The organism is Enterococcus sp. AMC1086, from assembly GCF_058216575.1.
Genome location: NZ_CM177100.1, coordinates 903,735 through 924,617, shown reverse-complemented (window position 1 = coordinate 924,617; position 20,883 = coordinate 903,735). Strand labels below are relative to the sequence as shown.

Sequence of the window (20,883 nt, the reverse complement as noted above, 5' to 3'; positions counted from 1 at the left end):
CAGTTGTCTATTTAATGGTTTAGATTTTACCAACTAAGTCTAAACTTGGTGCAATCGTTTCTTCGCCTGGTTTCCAATTTGCTGGACAAACTTTGTCGCCATGTTCTGCTACAAATTGAGAAGCTTCTAATTTACGAACTAGTTCATCTGCATTACGGCCGATGCCCATATCATTGATTTCGTAAGATTTGATTTCGCCTTCTGGGCTAACGATAAATGTTCCACGGTATGCTTGACCTAGCTCTTCATTTAAAACACCGAAGAAACGTGCAATTTTACCATTTGGATCAGCTAACATAGGGTATTTGATTTTACCGATCGTATCTGTCGCGTCTGCCCACGCTTTATGAACAAAGTGGCTATCTTCTGATACTGAGTACACTTCACAATTCAACTCTTTTAAATGATCATAGTGATCTTGCATATCGCCAAGTTCTGTTGGACAAACAAATGAAAAGTCAGCTGGATAGAAAAAGAAAATACTCCATTTGCCTAACACATCTGCTGTTGATACTTTAATAAAGTCTCCGTCTTGGTATGCGTCACATTCAAAGTTTAATAGTTTTGTGTTGATTAAGTTCATCTAATTATTCCTCCTAAAATTTAAAAGTTAGTAGCAAAGCTACTCCATTTTTCTACACTCTTAGCGTATCAATTTAAAATTATTATGTCAATAGAATTATTATAGTTTAGTTATTTTATTTTTGCTATTTTTGTCTTTTATTTGAGAAAATAGCTCTCTAATTCTCAATAACATGAAAAACTACTGTTTATCGGTTGTCTGATCATACTTACACAATAAAATAAAAACAGAACAAAAACAAACCTCTCCATTTACTTCATCTTCATTCTATTCTACCAAAAAAAATCTTTAAATAATTGAACGACTTTCTGATTTTCAACCAACTCACTGTGACTGGTATTTTCTCCTTGAATCAATACTTCCTGATACTCAGCTACTTGATCCTGATAAATATATCTTCCAGAAAAAGCACTTTGAACAGATACCGTGCTATCAGAAGCGGTGTCGTCCACTTCTCCAGCTATATTCAGCATCTTGATTGTATTAGGAATGTTATCTAAATTTTTTAAATAGCTTTTGAGTAGATCGCTAGTTTCTTTTAGTTGTACAAAGGAAGTCACAGCGTCATTATATTTTTTTGAAGTATCATTATATGGTGTTCCTAGTGTTATCAGTTTGGCTAATTTTGGATCATCAGATTGCTGAAATTTTTCCAGATAAGAAGTAATCACTAATCCACCATTGGAATGGCCTAGATAATTGTATGTTTTAAATGAATATTTTTCTTGAATATAACGCAAGGCTAATTGATACCATTTACCTTGAACAGGTAATGTTTTGTCACTACTATCTTCAAAAGCAATTACTATCATAGGACGTTCCGTTGAACTTGTTAGTTTTCCTTTAGATGAAACAGTTCCATCCGTTGCCACAGTAACTTTTAACACATCGGCTTTTGGATCTAAGTTTTTGATCAATCCATTAAATCGATTGACTGTTCCGTTTGTTCCTGGAACAAAAATCGTCGGGGTTTGAATTTCCACAGGTTCACTCACTAGTGTAAATTTTTCGGCAAATGCCGTTAAGCTTTTTTGAAATAAAAAAAAGAGCATTAGAACAACACCTACAATCAAAAGTATTTTAGAAATTCCTTTTTTTATGGTTTTCGTATTATTCAAAGCGTTGCCTCCTCTTCTAGGGAAAGTATACGCCTTGAAACTTAAACGAAAATTAAACACAAAGTAAAGAGGAGGATCTTAGTTTAAGAGATTAAAAACGATTCATCCATATTCTTATCTTTATTAAAATGCTTTCCATGAACGTCAATTACGGCATGCCACTCTTTGCATAAATCATGAGGAATCGATTCGGTCAAATGAATAAAGTCTTTTCGCATTTCTTCGTATGTCCTATATGGACCAAAACCTAGGCGATTAAAGAGACGAATGGCATATTGATCCGCGATAAAAACATTTCGTTCAAAGATATAAAGAAGCATTGCATCCGCTGTCTCTGAGCCAACACCTTTGATCGTCAGTAGCTCTTTTCTAAGCTCATCAGTGGAGTAAGTACTGAATTTATCAAAATCACTTCCATGAGAAATAAACCAATTGATCAAAGCTTTGATATAGTTACTTTTTTGGGTGAAAAATCCTGCTGGACGAATCAGTTCTTGGAGTGTTTCCAATTCAATTTTCTGAAGGCTTTCCACGGTTAAATAAGGTTCTAGATTCCCCAATGCTTTATGGGCATTTTTTTCAGTCGTTTGTTGAATCAAGATCATCGATACCCAATCAGAGATGCGGTTCTCATCTTCCCACCAATATTGGAACCCATAATGACTTACCAAATTGTTTAGTACTTGAAGCTTTTCTTTATCTAATTCCACTGTTATCTACTCCTTTAGTATCATATAAAAAAACTTAGATCAAAATAATTAAATTCTGACCCAAGTCGCACTGTTTTTATTCAGATAATTCTTTTTCTTTTGTGATCATGATCACACCATCCCCAAGTGGCAACAATGTAGAAGTCAACTCAGGATGGGTCATGACAGTATCTAAAAATTGATTTAATTTTCTATGGATCGTCCTTTGACTACGTGGGATTTCCTCGATTGGATCTAAAATCGTTCCTGCTTGGAAGACATCATCTACCATCAGCACGCCACCAACACGTAATAAACGTAAACATTCTGGTAAAAATTCAATATATTTGGATTTAGCGCTGTCCATAAAAATAAAGTCATACGGACCTGTTAAGGTGGGTAGAATTTCAGCTGCTTGTCCTTCTAATAAAGTCACTTTGTCTGTCAATCCTAAACGTTCATAGGTTACTTTCGCTTTTCTGATCATTACATCAAAACGATCGATCGTCGTAACATGCCCGTCTTCTCCTACATATTGAGCCATCAAGCTAGAAGAAAAACCGATTGCTGTACCAATTTCTAAAATATTTTTAGGCTTGATCTGATTTAGGAAAAATTGCAGAAAGACAACTGTTTCATGAGGAATGATCGGCACCCCTGCCTCGTGCGCTTCTTCTTCGATCAAGCCAAGTTCGCCTTCGATTTTTTTTTGTTTATTTCTCATAAAATCAACAAGCTCTTCTTTCACAACTGGTCGATGCATCATTTCATTTCGCACTGTATTCATCCTTCCATACATCTATCATTTCGATTATTCACTAAATAGTAATATAACAGAAATCCTTTTCAGAAAATAGACTTTTTTTACAATTTTCCCATAAAAATAGACATTCTCTAAATTTAACTCGTTAGATACTTATTGGCTCAACAAGATTTATTCTTTTAAACTACCTTTTAAACGACTTTTCACCTTTTGATAAAGTTCAAATTGCTGCTTTTTACTCACAAAATTTCTTTTGTTATAACACTGGTAACCATTTTGTCTAACCGCATCTAGAATGCCTTTGTAAAAATACATAGCCAGCAGGAGCGCTTCTCGGCAATCTTCATCTATAGCCGAAAGCATTGTTGTGGATTGTTCGTATAATTGCTCTGCTCTATTCGCTTCATATTCCCACAATTCAATAAAGGAATCATTGATCGTTTCTTTTTTCAGCATGTCCATAGAAACATTAAAAGTTCTCATTACTTCTTTAGGAAGATATACTCGTTGATTTTTTAAATCCTCCCCGATATCCCTTAATATATTTGTGATCTGCATTGCTTGCCCTAATTGAATCGCTTGTGTTTTTATATTTTCTGCTTTGTCTGAGAGAATGGGAAGTAACATCAATCCCACTGAACTGGCAACAAAATAAGAATACTCCTCTAATTGTGCTTGTGTATCGGGTTGGTGAAAATGCCAATCTTTTTCTTGTCCAGCTAACATATCATAAAAAGGTCGATCGTCCATCTTATATGTTTCAAAAACAGGAACTAAAGCACGCCAAAAATAGCGATCTGGAATTTCACCGGCTAAAAAATCGTCCAATTCATGCTTTAGTTTATTTAGACGCTCAAGGTCATTATGCACATCGATACTATCGTCCGCTTCACGACAAAAAGAATAAATCGCAAAAATACTTAATGCTTTTTGTTTAGGGAGTTTAGAAAATGCTTTATAAAAGCTTTTTGAATGATTTCGAATTGTTTGCTCACAAATAGAAAAATCTGATTCGTACATTGAAAATACTTCATTTAATTCATTTTTTCTTTGCATCATCTTTCAATAACTCCTCCGCTGCTAGCTTAGCGCTTGTTAAAACAATTGGAACGCCTGCGCCTGGGTGCGTACTACTTCCACAAAAGTAAAGATTATCTGCATAATCAAATTTATTATGCGGACGATAGTAATTACTTTGTTTCAAAGTAGGTTTTAGGCCAAATGTTGCACCATTGTATGCATTGAAATTTTTCTTAAAATCTTCAGGTGTATAAACCGTTTCAAATACGATATGTTCTTCAATATCCGAAAAAATGGTTTCCTTTTTAACTAAGTTTAAAATCTTTTGACGAAATTCACTCGTTGTTGACTCATTCCAGTTCACTCCTTGAGAAAGTTCTGGGACAGGAACTAAAATATAAACACCTTCATGCCCTTTTGGCGCTAAACTCTCATCAATGGATGATGGAACATATACATAAAAAGAAGGATCTTCTGGTAGATTTCCATCTTCAAAAATGTCATTAATATTTTTCTCAAAATCTTCAGCGAATCGAATTGTATGAAGAGACTCTACTGGATATTTTTTATCCAGCCCAAGATAAAGAATAAAACATGAGCAGGAATAATCTAACTGATCAATCTTTTTATCTGTATATTTTCCTCTTGTTTTTTCATCTGGCAGCAACGATTTCATTGCGTAAGGAAAGTCAGCATTACAAACTACATAATCGCTTGAAATAATCCCATCTGCTGTCTTGATTCCTTTTGCTTGTTTGTTTTCAATAATAATTTCTTCCACAGCTGTATCAAGGTGGATCGTACCGCCAAGCTCTTCAAATGCCTTGGCCATCCCTGTAGCTAAAGTATACATGCCGCCTTCAATAAACCAGATGCCATAAATCAATTCAATCATAGGAATAATCGTATAAAGCGACGGACCATTATATGGAGAAACCCCTATATAGAGCGTTTGAAATGCCAATGCTTTGCGTAATCTTTCGTCTTTTACAAACTTTGAAATTGAACTATACGCATCATTAAATGTATGTAATCTAAAACCATCGATTAATGATTTTGGATTGTAAAAGTCCCAAAAAGACCGAAATGATTTCATAATAAATGCTTTTTTAGCGATTTGATACCGTTTGTAAATACTCGCCAAATATTCTAAATACCCTTGCATATCGTCTTCTGAAATGCCTTCTAAAAGAGTCGTCAACGAAACTAAATCCGATGACATGTTCAATGTTTCTTCATTTGGAAAATTTAAGGATAACATTGGATCAACTTTTTTCATTGGTATGTATTGTTCAGGATCTTTCCCACATTGTTCAAAGACTTCACGATAGATATCTGGCATCATGACAATCGTTGGACCTACATCAAACGTAAACCCTTGCTCCTTGATTTGATACATTTTGCCGCCGACTTGCTTATTTTTTTCGTATAAATGGACTTCATAACCTTCATGTTGTAAACGAATAGCAGCTGCTAAACCAGCTGCTCCAGTACCAATAACTATAATTTTTTTCACTATATTACACCGCCAACTTGTTTTTTTTAGTATATCCTTATCAAACGATAATGTAAATTATTTAGATTTTCAAGAGCAAAAAATTAATGAGCAGAAATAACAGATAGTTGAAGCATTGTATAATAAGATGAGATTTCGTTTGTTTGCATTTAGGGTGTGAAACAAAAGTGAATTATACTCTTGTTTCACACCCTAACTATCAGAATACTCATTATTTCTTTCTATTATCCAGTGATATTATTTTTGTTGCTTGATTTTCAATTTAATAAAGCAAATCAACTAAATCTTTCTTTTCAATATTACCAAAATATTTTTTAATATCGATTTGATCAACAGCTGTCTCAATCGCTGATTTTTCATATTTTGTACCAGTCAAAATAGTTTCTACATCTTTTATTTCACCTAGCCCAAAGAAATCACCAAAGATTTTGATTTCTTTGATTTCACCAACTTCTACATTCATTTGTGCATCAATGGAACCGATAGGAAAGCGTTGATGGCGTTCTATATTAAATGCTGGTGATTTACCATAGTTCCAATCCCAATTACGATAATATTCGTCTGAAATTTTGTTGATTTTTTCCCAATCTTCATCTGTTAGTTCGTAAGTTTTTACTTGATCAACAGAATTTACACCAAAGATTTTCAATAGAATATCTTCACGGAATTCTTCTGTCGTCATATCTTGTTTATCAGCTGGTAAAAATGGTTTGATATTGGTTACACGTGAACGGACCGATTTAATACCTTTGGATTCGATTTTATCTTTGCGAACTTTTAATGTATTGACTACTTCATCAATATCGCTGTCAAACATCAATGTACCATGAGCAAACATTCTGCCGGCTGTTGCATACATCGCATTGCCAGAAAATTTCATCCCATCGATGACTAAATCATTACGGCCTTTTAATTCTGCGCCTGAAACACCAAGCTCATGCAATGCTTGAATGATCGGTTGGGTTACTTTCGCAAAATCACGAAAAGAATTGCCATCATCCGGCATAATAAAACTGAAATTCAAATTTCCATGATCATGATAGACAGCGCCACCGCCACTTAATCGACGAACTACATGAATGCCATGTTCATCTACATATTCTTTGTTGATTTCTTCGATTGTATTTTGGTTACGGCCGATAATGATTGATGGATCATTGATATAAAATAATAAAATCGGCTCATCTAAAGGTTTCTCTTTTAATAAATACGTCTCAATCGCTAAATTGATTCTAGGATCATTATTTTCATTTGGTACAAAAATCATCTTTTACCACTCCTTAAATTTCGATAACTAAATTTTTCTCTGCCAAACTAACAGATACTTGGTCGCCAGCAGCATTTTCTGCTTGCTGTTTCAACTCTTTTAAAGAGCCATGTTGAGGCAAGTGAGTCAAGATCAGATGTTTAGCCTGGGCTGCTTTTGCGATTTCTCCTGATTCTTTTGAGGTAAAATGAGCATGATGGTTCTCATTTCCTTCAAACAGATAGGTATCTGCTAAAAAAACATCAGCCTCTTTTGCAAAATCGACAAAACTTTCCAAGTAGCCAGAATCACCGGTGAAAACAAACACTTTACCCGTTTTTTCTTCTACAAATCGCATTGCATAACAAGGCACTGGATGGATTGTTTTCATAAATGTCACAAGAAAAGGCCCTAATTTTAATTCTTCTGCTTCAAAATAAGGAACAGCTTTTGACACTCCTGGCATATTCAATGCTTCAAAATGAACAGGATCATCTGTATGTCCATAAATTGGTAAAACAGGTGTCGGTTCGAGCGCTGGATATAATTGACGATAATACTGCAGCACACCAAGATCTGCGATATGATCATAATGGTAGTGAGACAAAATCACTGCATCTAATGTTAGCGGATCCAGATGTTCTTCTAAATTGACTAAAGTTGTACTTCCAGCATCTAACAAGAGCTTAAATCCATCTGATTCTAGCAGATAAGAACTAGTGCCTTCACCTTTGTATGGGTACGCCCCTAAACAGCCTAAAACGGTTATTTTCAACTTCATCGACCTCCTGATTCTTCTTCACTTAATGGTAACATAAAAAAAGCAAATGGCGACAGTTATTTGTCCTTCAAAAGGAAAGTTTGCTCTATTTTTAGAGTATGTTCCTTTTCCTAATTTGATGAGCTATAAAAAAACAGAACAGCTTTAATGAGAGGCTGCTCTGCTTTTATATTTTATTCAACTATTGCTGGTGCCCCTTTTTCCTCACGTGCAGTATCATAAAAACTTGCCACAGCAACGTCATGATAAGGAATCACCCATAATAAACCGATCCCAAAGACTAAAGCACCAATAATAAACCAACCAATAAATGAAATTTGTAAAAGTAAATATTGACCAAAACGGCCTTTCATCAAGAACAAAGCATATTTAAGGGCATCTCCCACTGACAATTCAGGATCATCAAGTTTTACCCAAACGGCAAATTGGAAAACACCACTGACAAAGACACCGACTAAAATCATTAAAAATCCGAAGATCAATAATAATAGTGCTAAAAAGATATCTCCTCCCATTTGCGTTTGAAATTGATCAACTGATACAGTATTAAACATCAAACCAAAGTACATCGTCACGCCATACGATAAAAGTATTGGTAACAACACCACTAAATTCAAGACTAATTCAACAAAATATTGAATTAAATTAATCAATAACATTGGTAGATAAAATTTTCCTTGAAAAATGTGTGTCAACATTCCTGGTTGAACTTTTTTTCCTCTTAAAACTTGTAATGCGCAGTAATAAGTCCCATAGGTAATCGCGAAAAAGAGAAAGTTATTTAGTAAAAATGACATAACATTGCTTCCTGCACTATCTTGGGGTAAATTGGCAATACTACCAACTACTGAGCCTATGATAAAGCGGATGAATACAGCTAGAAATGTAATCCAAGCCATCGTTCCCCATTGATTTTTTAATGATATTCTAGCTTGTTCTCGATGCATTGAATTTTTAATTTGACTTTTCATTTAAAGTTCTCCTCTTAGTTTAATAGCTACGAAGCTTATCTACTGTTTCTTTATCCAATCGTTTCACAACTTCTGTTACTAATTTAACAGTATTCAAATAATCATCTTCATGAATCATGGATGTATGTGAATGGAGATAACGAACGGGTACTGTAATAGCAAGTGATGGTACACCATTTCTTGTTAAGTGCATTCTGCCAGCATCGGTTCCTCCTCCAGTGATCACGGTATATTGGAATGGAATATTATTTTCTTCCGCTACTTGGATCACAAAATCACGCAATTTTTTATGCGGGATCATGGATGCATCAAAAATCAAGATTTGTGGTCCTTTTCCTAATTCAGAATCGGCCTCTTTAGGTGTCATTCCCGGTGTATCTCCTGCGGTTCCAGTATCTAGCGCAAAGGCAATGTCCGGATCAACTAAATGCGTACTTGTTTGAGCACCACGCAATCCAACTTCCTCTTGTACATCACTACCCGCAAATAAAATATTGGGATGTCCTTCTGTCGCTAAATTTTCTAAAACTCTTAAAGATACAGCAGTACCAATACGGTTATCCCAAGCTTTAGCTAACATAAATTTAGTATCGTTCATTCGGCGATATTCAATATATGGTGTAATCATATCTCCTGGTTTAATGCCCCACTGTGCAACTTCTTCGTCACTTGATGCACCGATATCAATAAACATATCTGCTACATCATACGGCTGTTTTCTCGCTTCTACTGTCAAAACGTGTGGTGGTTTTGAACCAATCACACCATGAAACAATTCACCTTTAGCCGTTTTGATTTGTACTTGCTGGGCCAGCATTACTTGCCCCCACCAGCCACCGAGAGTTTGGAACTTGATAAACCCTTTTTCAGTGATTTGCGTTACCATAAAACCAACTTCATCCAAATGCCCGGAGAAGAAAATTTTGGGTCCTTCTTTATCCCCTACATGTTTGGCAATAATACTACCTAAACCATCATACATGATTTTATCTGCAAAAGGTTCTGCATATTTTTTAAATATTTCTCTGACTTCCTCTTCGTTTCCAGGTACACCTTTAGCAGTTGTTAAGTCTATTAATAATCGTTCTTCTTTTTGATCCAAATTCTAACACTCCTTTCAACTATATGTTCACGAGTATTATACCATTCATTGATCATTTAAATGAAAACATTACTTCACTCAATTTCAAATGGTATCAAACCAATAGTCAATTAAAAATTATTTATTTCAATAAAAAACAAGTGAAGAACAAACTTGGGTTCTTCCTTGCTTTAAATAGAATTTATTTTTTTATGTCATCCGGCTCCTTTTGTTGCCATTCTTTCGAATAAAAGGATTCGTCAAGCTTATATTTCGGTGCTTCTGTTGATTTTTTTTCCAAGAATGGTTCAATTCGTTGATCCGCAGCTAGCCAACCTCTCCAGCCTAAATGAATCGTATCAGCCATAAAATATTGCTTATCAGAATCTTTGGTAAAATCGGCAATATTATTGAACCCTTGGCTAGTTAATTGATATTTGACCTTTTTTGAAAAATCTTGCAACATCTCTTGAGAAAGTCCTGTAAAATCCGACCATCGTTTATTTACTGGTGGGATAATGAATAACACTTCCGCATTATCTTGAGCCAATTGGCTCAATACTAGCTGCAAATCAGAAAATTCTGGAGAAAAACGATAATCCAATTTTGTCTGAGAATTCTCCAAGCGATTCAGTTTATTTTTCAACCTTTTCGCATAAAAAGAATTAGAAATTTCTAACGAATTATTATTGGTCGCCTTCTGACCTATTTTAGCTGCTAGTTGATCCAACTCTGTCACATTATAGGCATTAGGCAAATGCTTTTTAGCTTTTTCGATTTCATTCTCTTTGCTTATCATACCAATCTTACCGAATAATTCATCTTCACGAGAAAACAGATTGATCATCCAATCGATATACTCCTTATCGGAAGTACTCGGCAATTTTCCAGCAATAATATCGTTCAACGCACTGTCTAAGCGTTTATCTTCTTTAACTTTTGGAAAATCCATTAATCGTGTTGCCAGATAAATATCATCAGGGGTTACCTTATTCAAATCACTAACCCATTGATAGGTTTGCAGTTCAGAATAATAAGCATTAAAATAATCATCGGTTACGCCATCTTTTACAAACCATTGTGGCGAAATAATGAACACTACTTTTTTATGAGAAAGATTTTTTCCCATCGATTGCATCATCAATGCTTGCGTTAAAGACTGCGTCCCTGGAGCTCCTAATAAAAAAGGACGGTAATTACGATCATATTTCTCTGCTAAAACAGATGGATGAAACGGACTGATTCGGCTCAACTCTGAAGAGCCAAAAAATGGAATATATTCCTTTGAACCAATCGCTTTATTTTTGATAGCATTTCCTCTAAGCACATTAGTCGCCATAGAAGTGGATGCATCCGCTAATACCTGTTTACTATCCAAATCTATTTTAAACGGTGCAAAGAAAAAAATACTTAGTAGAACCGCGGCAGTTAAGAGTGGCCCAAAGATTCCAAAAAGTTTTTTCTTCATACTCATTATTGTAGTGCTTTCACTTGGTCAATAACTTTATTAGGTGTGTTCCATAAATCGCGGTCAAATTCTGAAACTGGTACCTGTACACCTAATTGTCCATCGATCTCAACTAATAACTGAACAGTTGCAAGTGAATCCATCAAGCCTTCTTCAAATAAGTCGACATCTCTGTTTTCTTTTACTTCATCTGTACCTGCAATTTCTTCTAAAATATCTAAAATCGTCTCTTCTATATTCATGTGTATTTCTCCTCTATCGTACAGTTTTTAGCTGTAAGTTATTTGTATTTATTTAAAAAATAATGTATCTAAAAATCCTGAGAAAATCAAGAAGCTAAAGCAAACCGCATTAAAAGTTAAGAAAATCGCAAACACATGTGTAAATTTATTCGAAGGAATTTTCTCTTTATGTTTTTTCTTAAAACGCAGCCAAGCATCTGTCAAACAAATCAATGCAGCATGATAAATTCCGTAAACTAGATAATACCACGTTAGCCCATGCCAGACGCCCATCAATAAGAACAAGGCAAAATAACCAACATTTGAAGCTACGATTCTACTTTTAAATACTTTTTTCTTGATCAAAGTAAACATCAAACGCATATAAACATAATCTCGGAACCAAAATGATAGGGTCATGTGCCAACGATTCCAAAATTCCTTTATATTCCAACTCAAGAACGGCTTGTTAAAGTTGACTGGTGTATCATATCCCATCAAGTAACTAGTTCCTACAGCAAACAAGCTATAACCAGCAAAATCAAAGAATAAATACATACTATAAATATACATATACGCAACTAATTCCCAAGAAAAGCCACCTGTTTTCAAGGCCACCTTAGCTACAACAGGCAACCACACTTGACCAAAATAATACCCAATAATAAATTTATACAAGAATCCTAGGAAAAAATTATGGATTCCTTTTCCTAAATAATCGACATATTTGTCAGGTGCTGGTGGATTCTCAACATCTTTTTCAAAACGACGATAACGATCGATCGGTCCAGACGAGATCGTTGGAAAGAACAACAGAAATTCGATGTAACGAAAGATGTTGTACTCTTTGATCGAACCATCCCGCATTTCCATGATGATCTGCACAGACTTGAAGGTCAAATAGGAAATACCTAGAAAGCCTAACAACGAGGCATGTCCAGAAATAAAAGGCATTACCTTAACTAAAAATAAGGGTAAAATTGCCAAAAATACTGCCAGATAAAAAACCATACTTACATTTTTCTTTTGCCGATAATGAAAATAGAACCAAACAAGAATCGTCTGCCAGATGACATAAACAATCAATGCTACGCCTTGTTTCCAGTCTTCACCGCCAAAGCTCATATACAAGAATAATAATGTAACGAGTACTTGATACCAGCCCCAACGCTTTCCTTTAATCAAGAGCGTCAAGATCATCGGCACTAGAGCTATCAACAAGTAAACAAAATAAATCGGATTCGCATAGGGAATCATGTGAGGAAAGTCGATCATGTTGCATTCACCTCATTCATTAGCCCTTTACGGTCGATCTTTCCATTAGCTGTAAGTGGTAGTCGTTCTACATAAATGAATTTTTGTGGAACCATATAATCCATCACTGAGCTGCTTAGTTCCTCTTTGATTGCCTTTGTTAATTTGAATTCTTTGTCAAAATCATGAGGATGTGCGACCACAAAAGCGACAAGCTGTTGCACTTTATGATGTTGATATTTGGGAACAACTGCAGCTTGTTTTACATAGGAAACCTCTGCTAGATGATGATCGATATCTTCAAGTTCGATACGATAACCGTGAAGTTTGACCTGAAAATCGATCCGTCCGTCATAAATCAATAAACTATTTTTTAGTTTTCCAGCATCTCCAGTGCGGTAAGCTGGTTGGCCTTTATAGTTAAAAAAAGCCGCTTCCGTTTTTTCTGGATTATTTAGATAGCCTTTAGATACACTAGGACCTGCAATCACAATTTCGCCAACTTCTTCAGCTAAAACTTCCTGTTCTTCATTCATGATATAAACTTGCGTATCACTTTTTACATAACCAATTGGAACTCGACTGTATTTCTCCAAAAGTTCTGGTGTGATCTCCACACCAGAAATAGCTACTGTCGCTTCTGTCGGCCCATACGTATTAAAAATACGCGCTTTAGGAAAACGTTCCACTAATTTCTGTGCTGTCATTTTAGGTAACTCTTCTCCGCAAAACAGAAAAATCTTCAAGCTTTCAACATTTTCCCCATCAAAAGTTGGTTCCATCAAACAAATATCCATAAATGATGGCGTCGAAACCCAAACTTCTATATCTAATGTTGGCAGTACTGTAAATAATTTCTTGAAGTCATTGATGACTTCTTTGCGCATTGGTGTTAAAGAGCCGCCCGAAGTCAAAGCTGGATAGACATCCATCACGGATAAATCAAATGAATAGGGTGCCTGGGATAAAAAACGCATGCCTTGCGTAATACCAAAATCGGTCAATTCCCAATTAACAAAGCTCAAAAGATTTTTATGACTAATTTGGACGCCTTTCGGTACACCGGTTGTACCAGAAGTAAAGATAATATAATAGGTTTCTGATTCAACAACTGGTTTAAGCGGTACATCCAAGATCCAAGACTTTGCACAAATATCATGGATTTTTTCTAATGAAACAATCTCAGCTTCCGTATCCAAGTCAGGCCATTCCTTTACAGAAAAAATCACAGCCGGATTTGCTACCTCTAAAATCATGTCAACTCTTTCTTTTGGTGTATGTGCCTCAATTGGGATATAAGCATGTCCTGCTTTGGATGCGCCTAAAAAGCACGTCAGCATTTCAAATTCCAATTCTCCATAAACGACTACTGGACGATCGCGTTCTATGTTTTTCTGCAAGTATGCAGCTATTGCATCGGAGTCTTTTTTTAACTCTCCATAAGTATACGTTTGATTGGTTTCAATATAAACGGGACGGTTTGTTTCCTTCATCCCCCAACGATCGATTGCATCAATAATATTTAAAATCGTCATGAAGTGTCCCCTTTCTAAAACTCATTATAAATAAATGAGCCGCCATCAATATTTTTGTAATGGTATAAATAAATCAACATTAAAAGTATTCCAAAATAAAAAACGGTTTTTCCAATGAATTTGCCCCAATAGTTTATATTAGGTTTATCAAAAAATTGTTTCATTTTATTTTATGCCTCCAAAATTACATTCATTCATTTTTTTGTACTGTTATTGTAATCAAAACCCAAGAGAAAAGATACGGAATTTGCTAACAAAAGTTTCTTTTCCGCTAACAGTTTTGTCACTTGCATATAAAAAGAAGGTGGGACAAAAAATAGAATCATTGTTCCACCCCTTTAATAGTACAAACAATAGAATAAAGAAATCTTTTCATTCCACATTCAGGTAAATTTCACATACGAATGATTTAAAAAAATTTTAACTATTAATTGTCTTTTCCATGTATGATTCGTGAATAAATCGCTGACGTTAAAAAGTAATATGCTAAATAAATCAAAATCAACATTCCACAAGAAAGATAAGCTAACCAATAACCCGAACTTGAAATAAATTTACTGAAAACATAAATCGCAAACGTTGCATGTAACACCCCGATGATCATTGGTGGAAAGAAGACAATACTATTTTGCTGATAAACAAGTTTGGTGATTTGCTTTTTAGGAATTCCGATTTTCTTTAATAAATCATAACTTTCCTTTTCTCGCTCAGCCTCAGAAAATTGCTGCAGCATCAAGATGCTCCCCGTGATGATCAAGGCTAGGATGCCTAAAAACATTGCGACATAAATAAATAAGCCCATCACTCTTCTCTCATATCTTAATTCAACGAAACGACTAATATAGTTTAATTGTGAATATTCTTGCTCATTTTCTTCTGAATACCCTTGTGTATACTTTTTTTCAGGTTCTCGACTGGTTTTAGATGTGTAACCTTTCAACTGATTATTGACCCATTGATACTTATAATATATCGGTGCGCTCCAATTTGGTTTTACCGCTTCAGACAATTTATTGGCTAATGCCTCTTCATCTTTTGCTTGAATATTAAACGCTCTAAGCGTGTATGTGATGCCAGAATTTATCTCATCGAATTGTTCATCGGATACAACGACAGTTGGAAAACTGTATCTTAATAAAACTTGACCCAAATAATCTGGACGTACAGCAGAAACATGAAGTTTTATTCCTTCTGATAAATTTAATGTAGAATCGTAACGAATATAACCGCCCAGAATATTTTGAATACTATCTATGATGACAATATCCTGTTTATTTTTCAGCTTGATATTTTTCAAATAGGGATTTATTTTTTGAAACGCTTGATAATTTGAAAGTGATAATAAATTTACAGGACCTAATGTGTCTCCTTTTTCATCCTGTCCAATTTTAAGACGAAATTGGCTACCCGTCAACTTATAATTTAATTTTACTATAGAATCAATTTTTGTATCCGGTTCCTTTTCGATTATTTGTTCTATTGCTTTAAAATTATCCTCTGCAACAATAAAATCTGTCGGTGCTGTTGTATTCACTGAATTCATACCGAGTGTATACATAGACGCCGACCCACCAATCATACCTAATGCTATAGCAATAAAAATAGTTACTGCCGACAACATGTTCCCACTTCTTTTAATGTGGAGTTTTGTATTTCCTAAAGCTAACATATTTAGATTTCTATAATAATTAACTTTATTCTTTCCAAAAAGAAATGCAAACAAGTACATCGTATAGTTAAAAAATAGATACGTTCCTATCATACAGATAAACATAATCACCAATGGTGCAACAAAAAAGCCAGTCAATCCTAATGATGTGTGCGTCAAAATTGTTACAAATTGAATCACATTATAGGATAAGAAATATCCTGTAATAATAAGGATCAACCCAACAATCCCAAGACCCCCCTTCAATAGAGGAAATTTATTGGGTTTGACAGTATTTTTTTCACTTGGTTTCATCAAATTAGTTAGTCGATAACGATAAATTAACCAACTACTTCGAAGAGAGACCACTAACAACATAAAAACAAAGACTAGACTAGTCTGAATCATAGATGGAATCGATACAAAAAATAGACTCTCTACTTGCAAGAACATCGCTTTTGCAAGTATCATCGAAAATAATTTAGAGAAAATAATACCTAGAAAAATACCGGTAATCAAAGATACTGCACCTAGTATTAGAGTCTCCACAAAAAATAAAAAAGAGATTTTATCTTTTCGCATTCCAATTAAATGATATAACCCGATCTCCTTAGCACGTTTTAATAAGAAGAAATGATTCGCAGATAGCATAAAACCTAAAATCATGATCACAATAAGAATACCGCCTAAATTCATGGCGCCATCAATATGAATCTCTTGCCCAACCCGATTTGCCAGTGTTCTATTGTAGGTAATCGCACTAAAAGAATAGTAAACAACTACCGCAAAAGTCATACTAACAAAGTAAACAAAATAATTAAGAAATTGGCCTTTGAAATTTTTCCAAGACAAATTAAAAATCATTGGCACGACCACCTCCGCCAATCGTGGCTTGCATATCGATCACACGATTAAAGAATTCTTTTCTTGAGCCTTGGCGAACAACTTCTGAAAATATCACACCATCTTTAATAAATAAAATCCGATTGCAATAACTTGCTGTATAAGGATCATGTGTGACCATCATGATGGTCGCATCATCTTGTAAGTTCATATTTGTCATATATTGCAATAACTCAGCAGCTGATTTAGAATCCAAAGATCCTGTTGGTTCATCTGCAAAAATTATTTTGGGTTTAGTGATCAATGCACGAGCAGCTGCTACTCGTTGCTTTTGTCCAACAGAAATAGTATTTGGAAAAGTGTTTAGTAATTGGTCGATACCTAAAACACTTGCAACATGAGCTAAACGCTTTTCCATTTCATCTAAGGGCATTCGATCGACTGTCAAAGGGAGTAAAATATTATCTTTAACAGTCAAAGTATCCATTAAATTGAAATTTTGAAAGATAAACCCTAATTTTTTACGACGAAAATCACTGATTTGATTATCGCGCATTTTCAAGATATCTTGCCCGTCAATTTGAACAGTCCCGATCGTAGGCAACGTAATCGTTGAGATAGTACTCAGTAATGTTGATTTCCCCGCACCACTTGGTCCCATAATCCCCACAAATTCACCTTGATCAACGGAAAAGGAAATATTATTCAATACCTGAACTTTATTATTTCGATAGCCATATGATTTACTTAAATGATTCACTTCTAGAATTTTTTTCATCTTTTTTCGCTCCAGTTTATTCATTATTCTTATTCTATCAATATTTGGCGTAACTGAACATCGTTTCCTCTTACAATTAAGTAAGAATCATTTTTTTATTTATTTTTTAATTTCTAAGCAAGAATGTTGTGACAATTCCTACAAACCTTTTGGCGAGTTGTTTTCACTATTTTTTCATTTCTAATAAACACTATATGTAGTTGTAGCAGCATGATTAAAATTAAGTTTCACACTATATATAGTTGAAAGATTTATTGAATTGTTTTATGATAAGGAAGGAATAAATCTATGAGGAGATGGGTAAAAATGATGGAGATTAAGCAAGCTAATAATGAAGTGAGTTCTACTGATTCAGCCCTGCACACGATAAAAATCGTAAAAAGAGATGGGCGATTGGTCGATTTTGATGATCAGAAAATTTATGATGCTTTGATCAAAGCTGAACAAAATATTCGCGGTTCTTTAGACCCGCTTGCCCATGAGCGTATTCAAGAAATTGTCGAAAGAATCGATCAAGAAATTACCGATCGTTTCGCTGAAGATGTAAAAATATATGAAATCCAAAACATTGTCGAACATATTTTACTAGCAAGAAATGAATATGAGTTGGCTGAAGAATACATCAATTACCGTACTCGCCGTGATTTTGAGCGTAGTAAAGCAACTGATATCAACTTTACGATCAGTAAGTTAATCAACAAGGATCAGTCTGTCGTGAATGAAAATGCTAATAAAGATAGTGATGTTTTTAATACACAACGGGATTTAACTGCTGGAATCGTTGGTAAATCGATTGGACTTAAAATGCTGCCTCCTCATGTTGCCAATGCTCATCAAAAAGGTGATATACATTATCACGATTTAGATTATCATCCCTATACACCAATGACAAACTGCTGTTTGATTGATTTTAAAGGGATGTTGAATAATGGTTTTAAAATCGGAAATGCCGAAGTTGAAGCACCAAAGTCGATCCAAACAGCGACTGCTCAAATTTCACAAATCATCGCAAACGTAGCATCTAGCCAGTACGGTGGTTGTTCGGCAGATCGTGTAGATGAATTATTGGCACCGTTTGCTGAATTAAATTATCAAAAACATTTAGCTGATGCAAAAGAATGGATCGAAGGCTCTGATCGTCAGGAAGCTTACGCAAAAAGTAAAACAAAAAAAGATATTTACGATGCGATGCAAAGTTTAGAATATGAGATCAATACATTATTTACTTCCAATGGTCAGACACCGTTCACTTCTTTAGGATTTGGTTTAGGTCTGAGCTGGTTTGAACGTGAAATTCAACGAGCTATTTTACAAATCCGGATCAATGGTTTAGGCAGTGAACACAGAACGGCTATTTTTCCTAAATTGATTTTCACATTAAAACGAGGCGTAAATTTAAATGAGACAGATCCAAATTATGATGTAAAACAATTAGCATTAGAATGCGCAACGAAACGTATGTATCCTGATATTTTAAATTATGATAAATTAGTTGATTTAACAGGCAGCTTTAAAGTACCGATGGGATGCCGTTCATTTCTACAAGGTTGGAAAAATGAACAGGGAGAAGAAATAAATGTGGGCCGTATGAATTTAGGTGTTGTTACCTTGAACCTGCCTAGAATCGCAATGGAAGCTCATGGTGATGTGGATAAATTCTGGACACTTTTAAGCGAGCGTCTTGAAATAATGAAAGATGCCTTGGTCTATCGTGTTGATCGCTGTAAGGAAGCAACTCCTGCAAATGCGCCCATTCTTTATATGTATGGTGCTTTTGGTAAACGTTTATCTAGAAAAGAATCAGTGAATGAATTATTTAAAAATAAACGAGCGACTGTTTCTCTGGGGTATATTGGCTTATATGAAGTCGCGTCCGCTTTTTACGGCGGTGATTGGGAAACCGTTCCTGAAGCGAAGGAATTTACGCTTGATATTTTAAAGAATTTAAAAAGTCATGCTGATGAATGGGGGAATGAATATGGTTATCACTTTAGCGTGTATTCAACGCCTAGTGAAAGTTTAACTGACCGTTTTTGTCATTTAGATACTGAAAAATTCGGAGTAGTAGAAAATATCACGGACAAAGAATATTATACAAATAGTTTCCACTATGATGTTCGTAAAAATCCAACTCCATTTGAAAAGTTAGATTTTGAGAAGGACTATCCGCAATATTGCTCTGGTGGTTTTATCCATTATTGTGAATATCCTGTTTTACAACAAAATCCCAAAGCACTAGAATCTGTTTGGGATTATGCGTATGATCGTGTTGGCTATCTAGGTACGAATACACCTATCGATCACTGCTATGAATGTAACTTTGAAGGAGATTTTAACCCAACTGAACGTGGTTTTGAATGTCCTCAATGCGGCAATCATGATCCAAAATCCTGCGACGTCGTGAAACGAACTTGTGGCTATCTAGGCAATCCACAAGCTAGACCAATGGTTCATGGACGACATAAAGAAATCTCTTCGCGAGTGAAACACATGAAATAAAAAAGAGGATTGAACCGGTTATATCTCGAACAAATTAGGAAAATGATGGGAAGATGCCTTTTATCTTTACAGCATTTTATCTATTTGTTGAGAGATATGGTTCATGTAGCTAGATTAGATAAAAAGAGGAACGAACCAATCACAAAAAAGCGATGCTCCCTGCAATAATTTGCAGGCATCGTTTTTAGTTGAAAGGATGCTAGAAATGAGAAATCCTAAACCACAAGAATGGGTAACAAAAGACTTCAGTCAAAATTATATCGCGGATTATAAAGCATTCAATTTTGTAGATGGTGAAGGTGTAAGGAATAGCCTATATGTTAGCGGCTGTCTATTTGCTTGTGAAGGTTGCTTTAATCAAGCAGTCCAGAACTTTCGCTATGGCAAACCTTTCACCAAAGAATTAGAAGACCGAATCATTGAAGATTTATCTCACGATTATGTACAAGGTTTGACCTTATTAGGTGGAGAACCTTTTTTAAATACTGATGTTTGTCTAAATGTTGTCGATCGAGTTCATCAAGAATTCGGGCAAAAAAAAGATATCTGGTCTTGGTCTGGTTATACTTTTGAAGAACTACTGTTAGAATCTGACGATAAACTTGAATTATTAAACAAGATAGATATCTTAGTAGATGGGCGTTTTGAATTGTCAAAACGAAACTTGAATCTCCAATTCAGAGGCAGTAGCAATCAACGGATTATCGATGTTAAAAAATCCTTAAGTTGTGGGCAAGCTGTCATTTGGGACAAATGCCATGATGCTGAACAAGGTTATGAGCAAATAAAAAAAGATAAATTGATTTAATCGATCGTATTACAATTAACTGATGCAGCTTGAGATAAACACCTCATTGCTTCATTGGTTT

General features: G+C 34.9%; 19 protein-coding genes. 2 read left to right on the top strand and 17 right to left on the bottom strand.

From position 1 onward, the window contains the following. Positions 1–19: 19 nt before the first annotated feature. From ahpC to AC4BC4_RS04315, 17 genes are all read right to left on the bottom strand, one after another. Positions 20–583 (bottom strand): alkyl hydroperoxide reductase subunit C, encoded by a 564-nt coding sequence (gene ahpC / locus AC4BC4_RS04395; protein WP_438758547.1) that lies wholly within the window; start codon positions 581–583, stop codon positions 20–22. 272 nt (positions 584–855) lie between these two features. Continuing rightward, positions 856–1,701: an alpha/beta hydrolase gene (locus tag AC4BC4_RS04390; protein ID WP_490476897.1), complete on the bottom strand. Its 846-nt coding sequence runs from the start codon at positions 1,699–1,701 to the stop codon at positions 856–858. An 83-nt stretch (positions 1,702–1,784) separates the two neighbouring features. Further along, the gene (locus AC4BC4_RS04385) at positions 1,785–2,411 is read right to left on the bottom strand and encodes an endonuclease III domain-containing protein (protein ID WP_490476896.1); all 627 of its coding nucleotides are present in this window, start codon (positions 2,409–2,411) and stop codon (positions 1,785–1,787) included. 76 nt (positions 2,412–2,487) lie between these two features. Next, positions 2,488–3,168 carry an O-methyltransferase gene (locus tag AC4BC4_RS04380; RefSeq protein ID WP_438758544.1) on the bottom strand — a complete coding sequence of 227 codons (681 nt, stop codon included), beginning with the start codon at positions 3,166–3,168 and terminating at the stop codon, positions 2,488–2,490. Positions 3,169–3,324: 156 nt separating this feature from the next. Continuing rightward, a complete protein-coding gene (locus AC4BC4_RS04375) occupies positions 3,325–4,212 on the bottom strand; it encodes a phytoene/squalene synthase family protein (RefSeq protein ID WP_490476895.1) in 888 nt (295 codons plus the stop codon). Then, positions 4,193–5,689 carry a phytoene desaturase family protein gene (locus AC4BC4_RS04370; RefSeq protein ID WP_490476894.1) on the bottom strand — a complete coding sequence of 499 codons (1,497 nt, stop codon included), beginning with the start codon at positions 5,687–5,689 and terminating at the stop codon, positions 4,193–4,195. Before AC4BC4_RS04370 ends, AC4BC4_RS04375 begins: the two co-directional genes overlap by 20 nt. Positions 5,690–5,951: 262 nt before the next feature. After that, positions 5,952–6,956 carry a lipoate--protein ligase gene (lplA, locus tag AC4BC4_RS04365; protein ID WP_490476893.1) on the bottom strand — a complete coding sequence of 335 codons (1,005 nt, stop codon included), beginning with the start codon at positions 6,954–6,956 and terminating at the stop codon, positions 5,952–5,954. A 13-nt stretch (positions 6,957–6,969) separates the two neighbouring features. Further along, on the bottom strand, positions 6,970–7,710 hold the full coding sequence (locus AC4BC4_RS04360) for an MBL fold metallo-hydrolase (RefSeq protein ID WP_490477348.1): 741 nt from the start codon (positions 7,708–7,710) through the stop codon (positions 6,970–6,972). 179 nt (positions 7,711–7,889) lie between these two features. Further along, positions 7,890–8,687 carry a DUF975 family protein gene (locus AC4BC4_RS04355; RefSeq protein ID WP_438758539.1) on the bottom strand — a complete coding sequence of 266 codons (798 nt, stop codon included), beginning with the start codon at positions 8,685–8,687 and terminating at the stop codon, positions 7,890–7,892. A 19-nt stretch (positions 8,688–8,706) separates the two neighbouring features. Next, positions 8,707–9,789: a M42 family metallopeptidase gene (locus tag AC4BC4_RS04350; RefSeq protein WP_490476892.1), complete on the bottom strand. Its 1,083-nt coding sequence runs from the start codon at positions 9,787–9,789 to the stop codon at positions 8,707–8,709. 181 nt (positions 9,790–9,970) lie between these two features. Continuing rightward, positions 9,971–11,242: a D-alanyl-lipoteichoic acid biosynthesis protein DltD gene (gene dltD, locus AC4BC4_RS04345; protein WP_490476891.1), complete on the bottom strand. Its 1,272-nt coding sequence runs from the start codon at positions 11,240–11,242 to the stop codon at positions 9,971–9,973. Then, the gene (gene dltC, locus AC4BC4_RS04340; RefSeq protein WP_438758536.1) at positions 11,242–11,478 is read right to left on the bottom strand and encodes a D-alanine--poly(phosphoribitol) ligase subunit DltC; all 237 of its coding nucleotides are present in this window, start codon (positions 11,476–11,478) and stop codon (positions 11,242–11,244) included. The genes dltD and dltC overlap by 1 nt, the downstream gene beginning before the upstream one ends. Positions 11,479–11,526: 48 nt before the next feature. Continuing rightward, positions 11,527–12,732, bottom strand: a complete 1,206-nt coding sequence (gene dltB, locus AC4BC4_RS04335; protein WP_490476890.1) for a D-alanyl-lipoteichoic acid biosynthesis protein DltB — start codon at positions 12,730–12,732, stop codon at positions 11,527–11,529. Continuing rightward, entirely contained in the window at positions 12,729–14,246 is a 1,518-nt protein-coding gene (gene dltA / locus AC4BC4_RS04330) for a D-alanine--poly(phosphoribitol) ligase subunit DltA (protein ID WP_490476889.1), read from the bottom strand. The genes dltB and dltA overlap by 4 nt, the downstream gene beginning before the upstream one ends. Positions 14,247–14,260: 14 nt before the next feature. After that, complete coding sequence (locus AC4BC4_RS04325) at positions 14,261–14,410, bottom strand: teichoic acid D-Ala incorporation-associated protein DltX (protein WP_438758533.1); 150 nt, start codon at positions 14,408–14,410, stop codon at positions 14,261–14,263. Positions 14,411–14,673: 263 nt separating this feature from the next. After that, positions 14,674–16,758 carry an ABC transporter permease gene (locus tag AC4BC4_RS04320; protein ID WP_490476888.1) on the bottom strand — a complete coding sequence of 695 codons (2,085 nt, stop codon included), beginning with the start codon at positions 16,756–16,758 and terminating at the stop codon, positions 14,674–14,676. Continuing rightward, entirely contained in the window at positions 16,748–17,515 is a 768-nt protein-coding gene (locus tag AC4BC4_RS04315; protein ID WP_490476887.1) for an ABC transporter ATP-binding protein, read from the bottom strand. Before AC4BC4_RS04315 ends, AC4BC4_RS04320 begins: the two co-directional genes overlap by 11 nt. A 306-nt stretch (positions 17,516–17,821) precedes the next feature. On the opposite strand from AC4BC4_RS04315, the gene nrdD reads away from it, so the two are divergent. Beyond that, positions 17,822–20,014 (top strand): anaerobic ribonucleoside-triphosphate reductase, encoded by a 2,193-nt coding sequence (nrdD, locus tag AC4BC4_RS04310; protein ID WP_490476886.1) that lies wholly within the window; start codon positions 17,822–17,824, stop codon positions 20,012–20,014. Positions 20,015–20,219: 205 nt separating this feature from the next. Beyond that, positions 20,220–20,822 carry an anaerobic ribonucleoside-triphosphate reductase activating protein gene (gene nrdG / locus AC4BC4_RS04305; protein ID WP_438758529.1) on the top strand — a complete coding sequence of 201 codons (603 nt, stop codon included), beginning with the start codon at positions 20,220–20,222 and terminating at the stop codon, positions 20,820–20,822. The last annotated feature ends 61 nt before the right edge of the window (positions 20,823–20,883 follow it).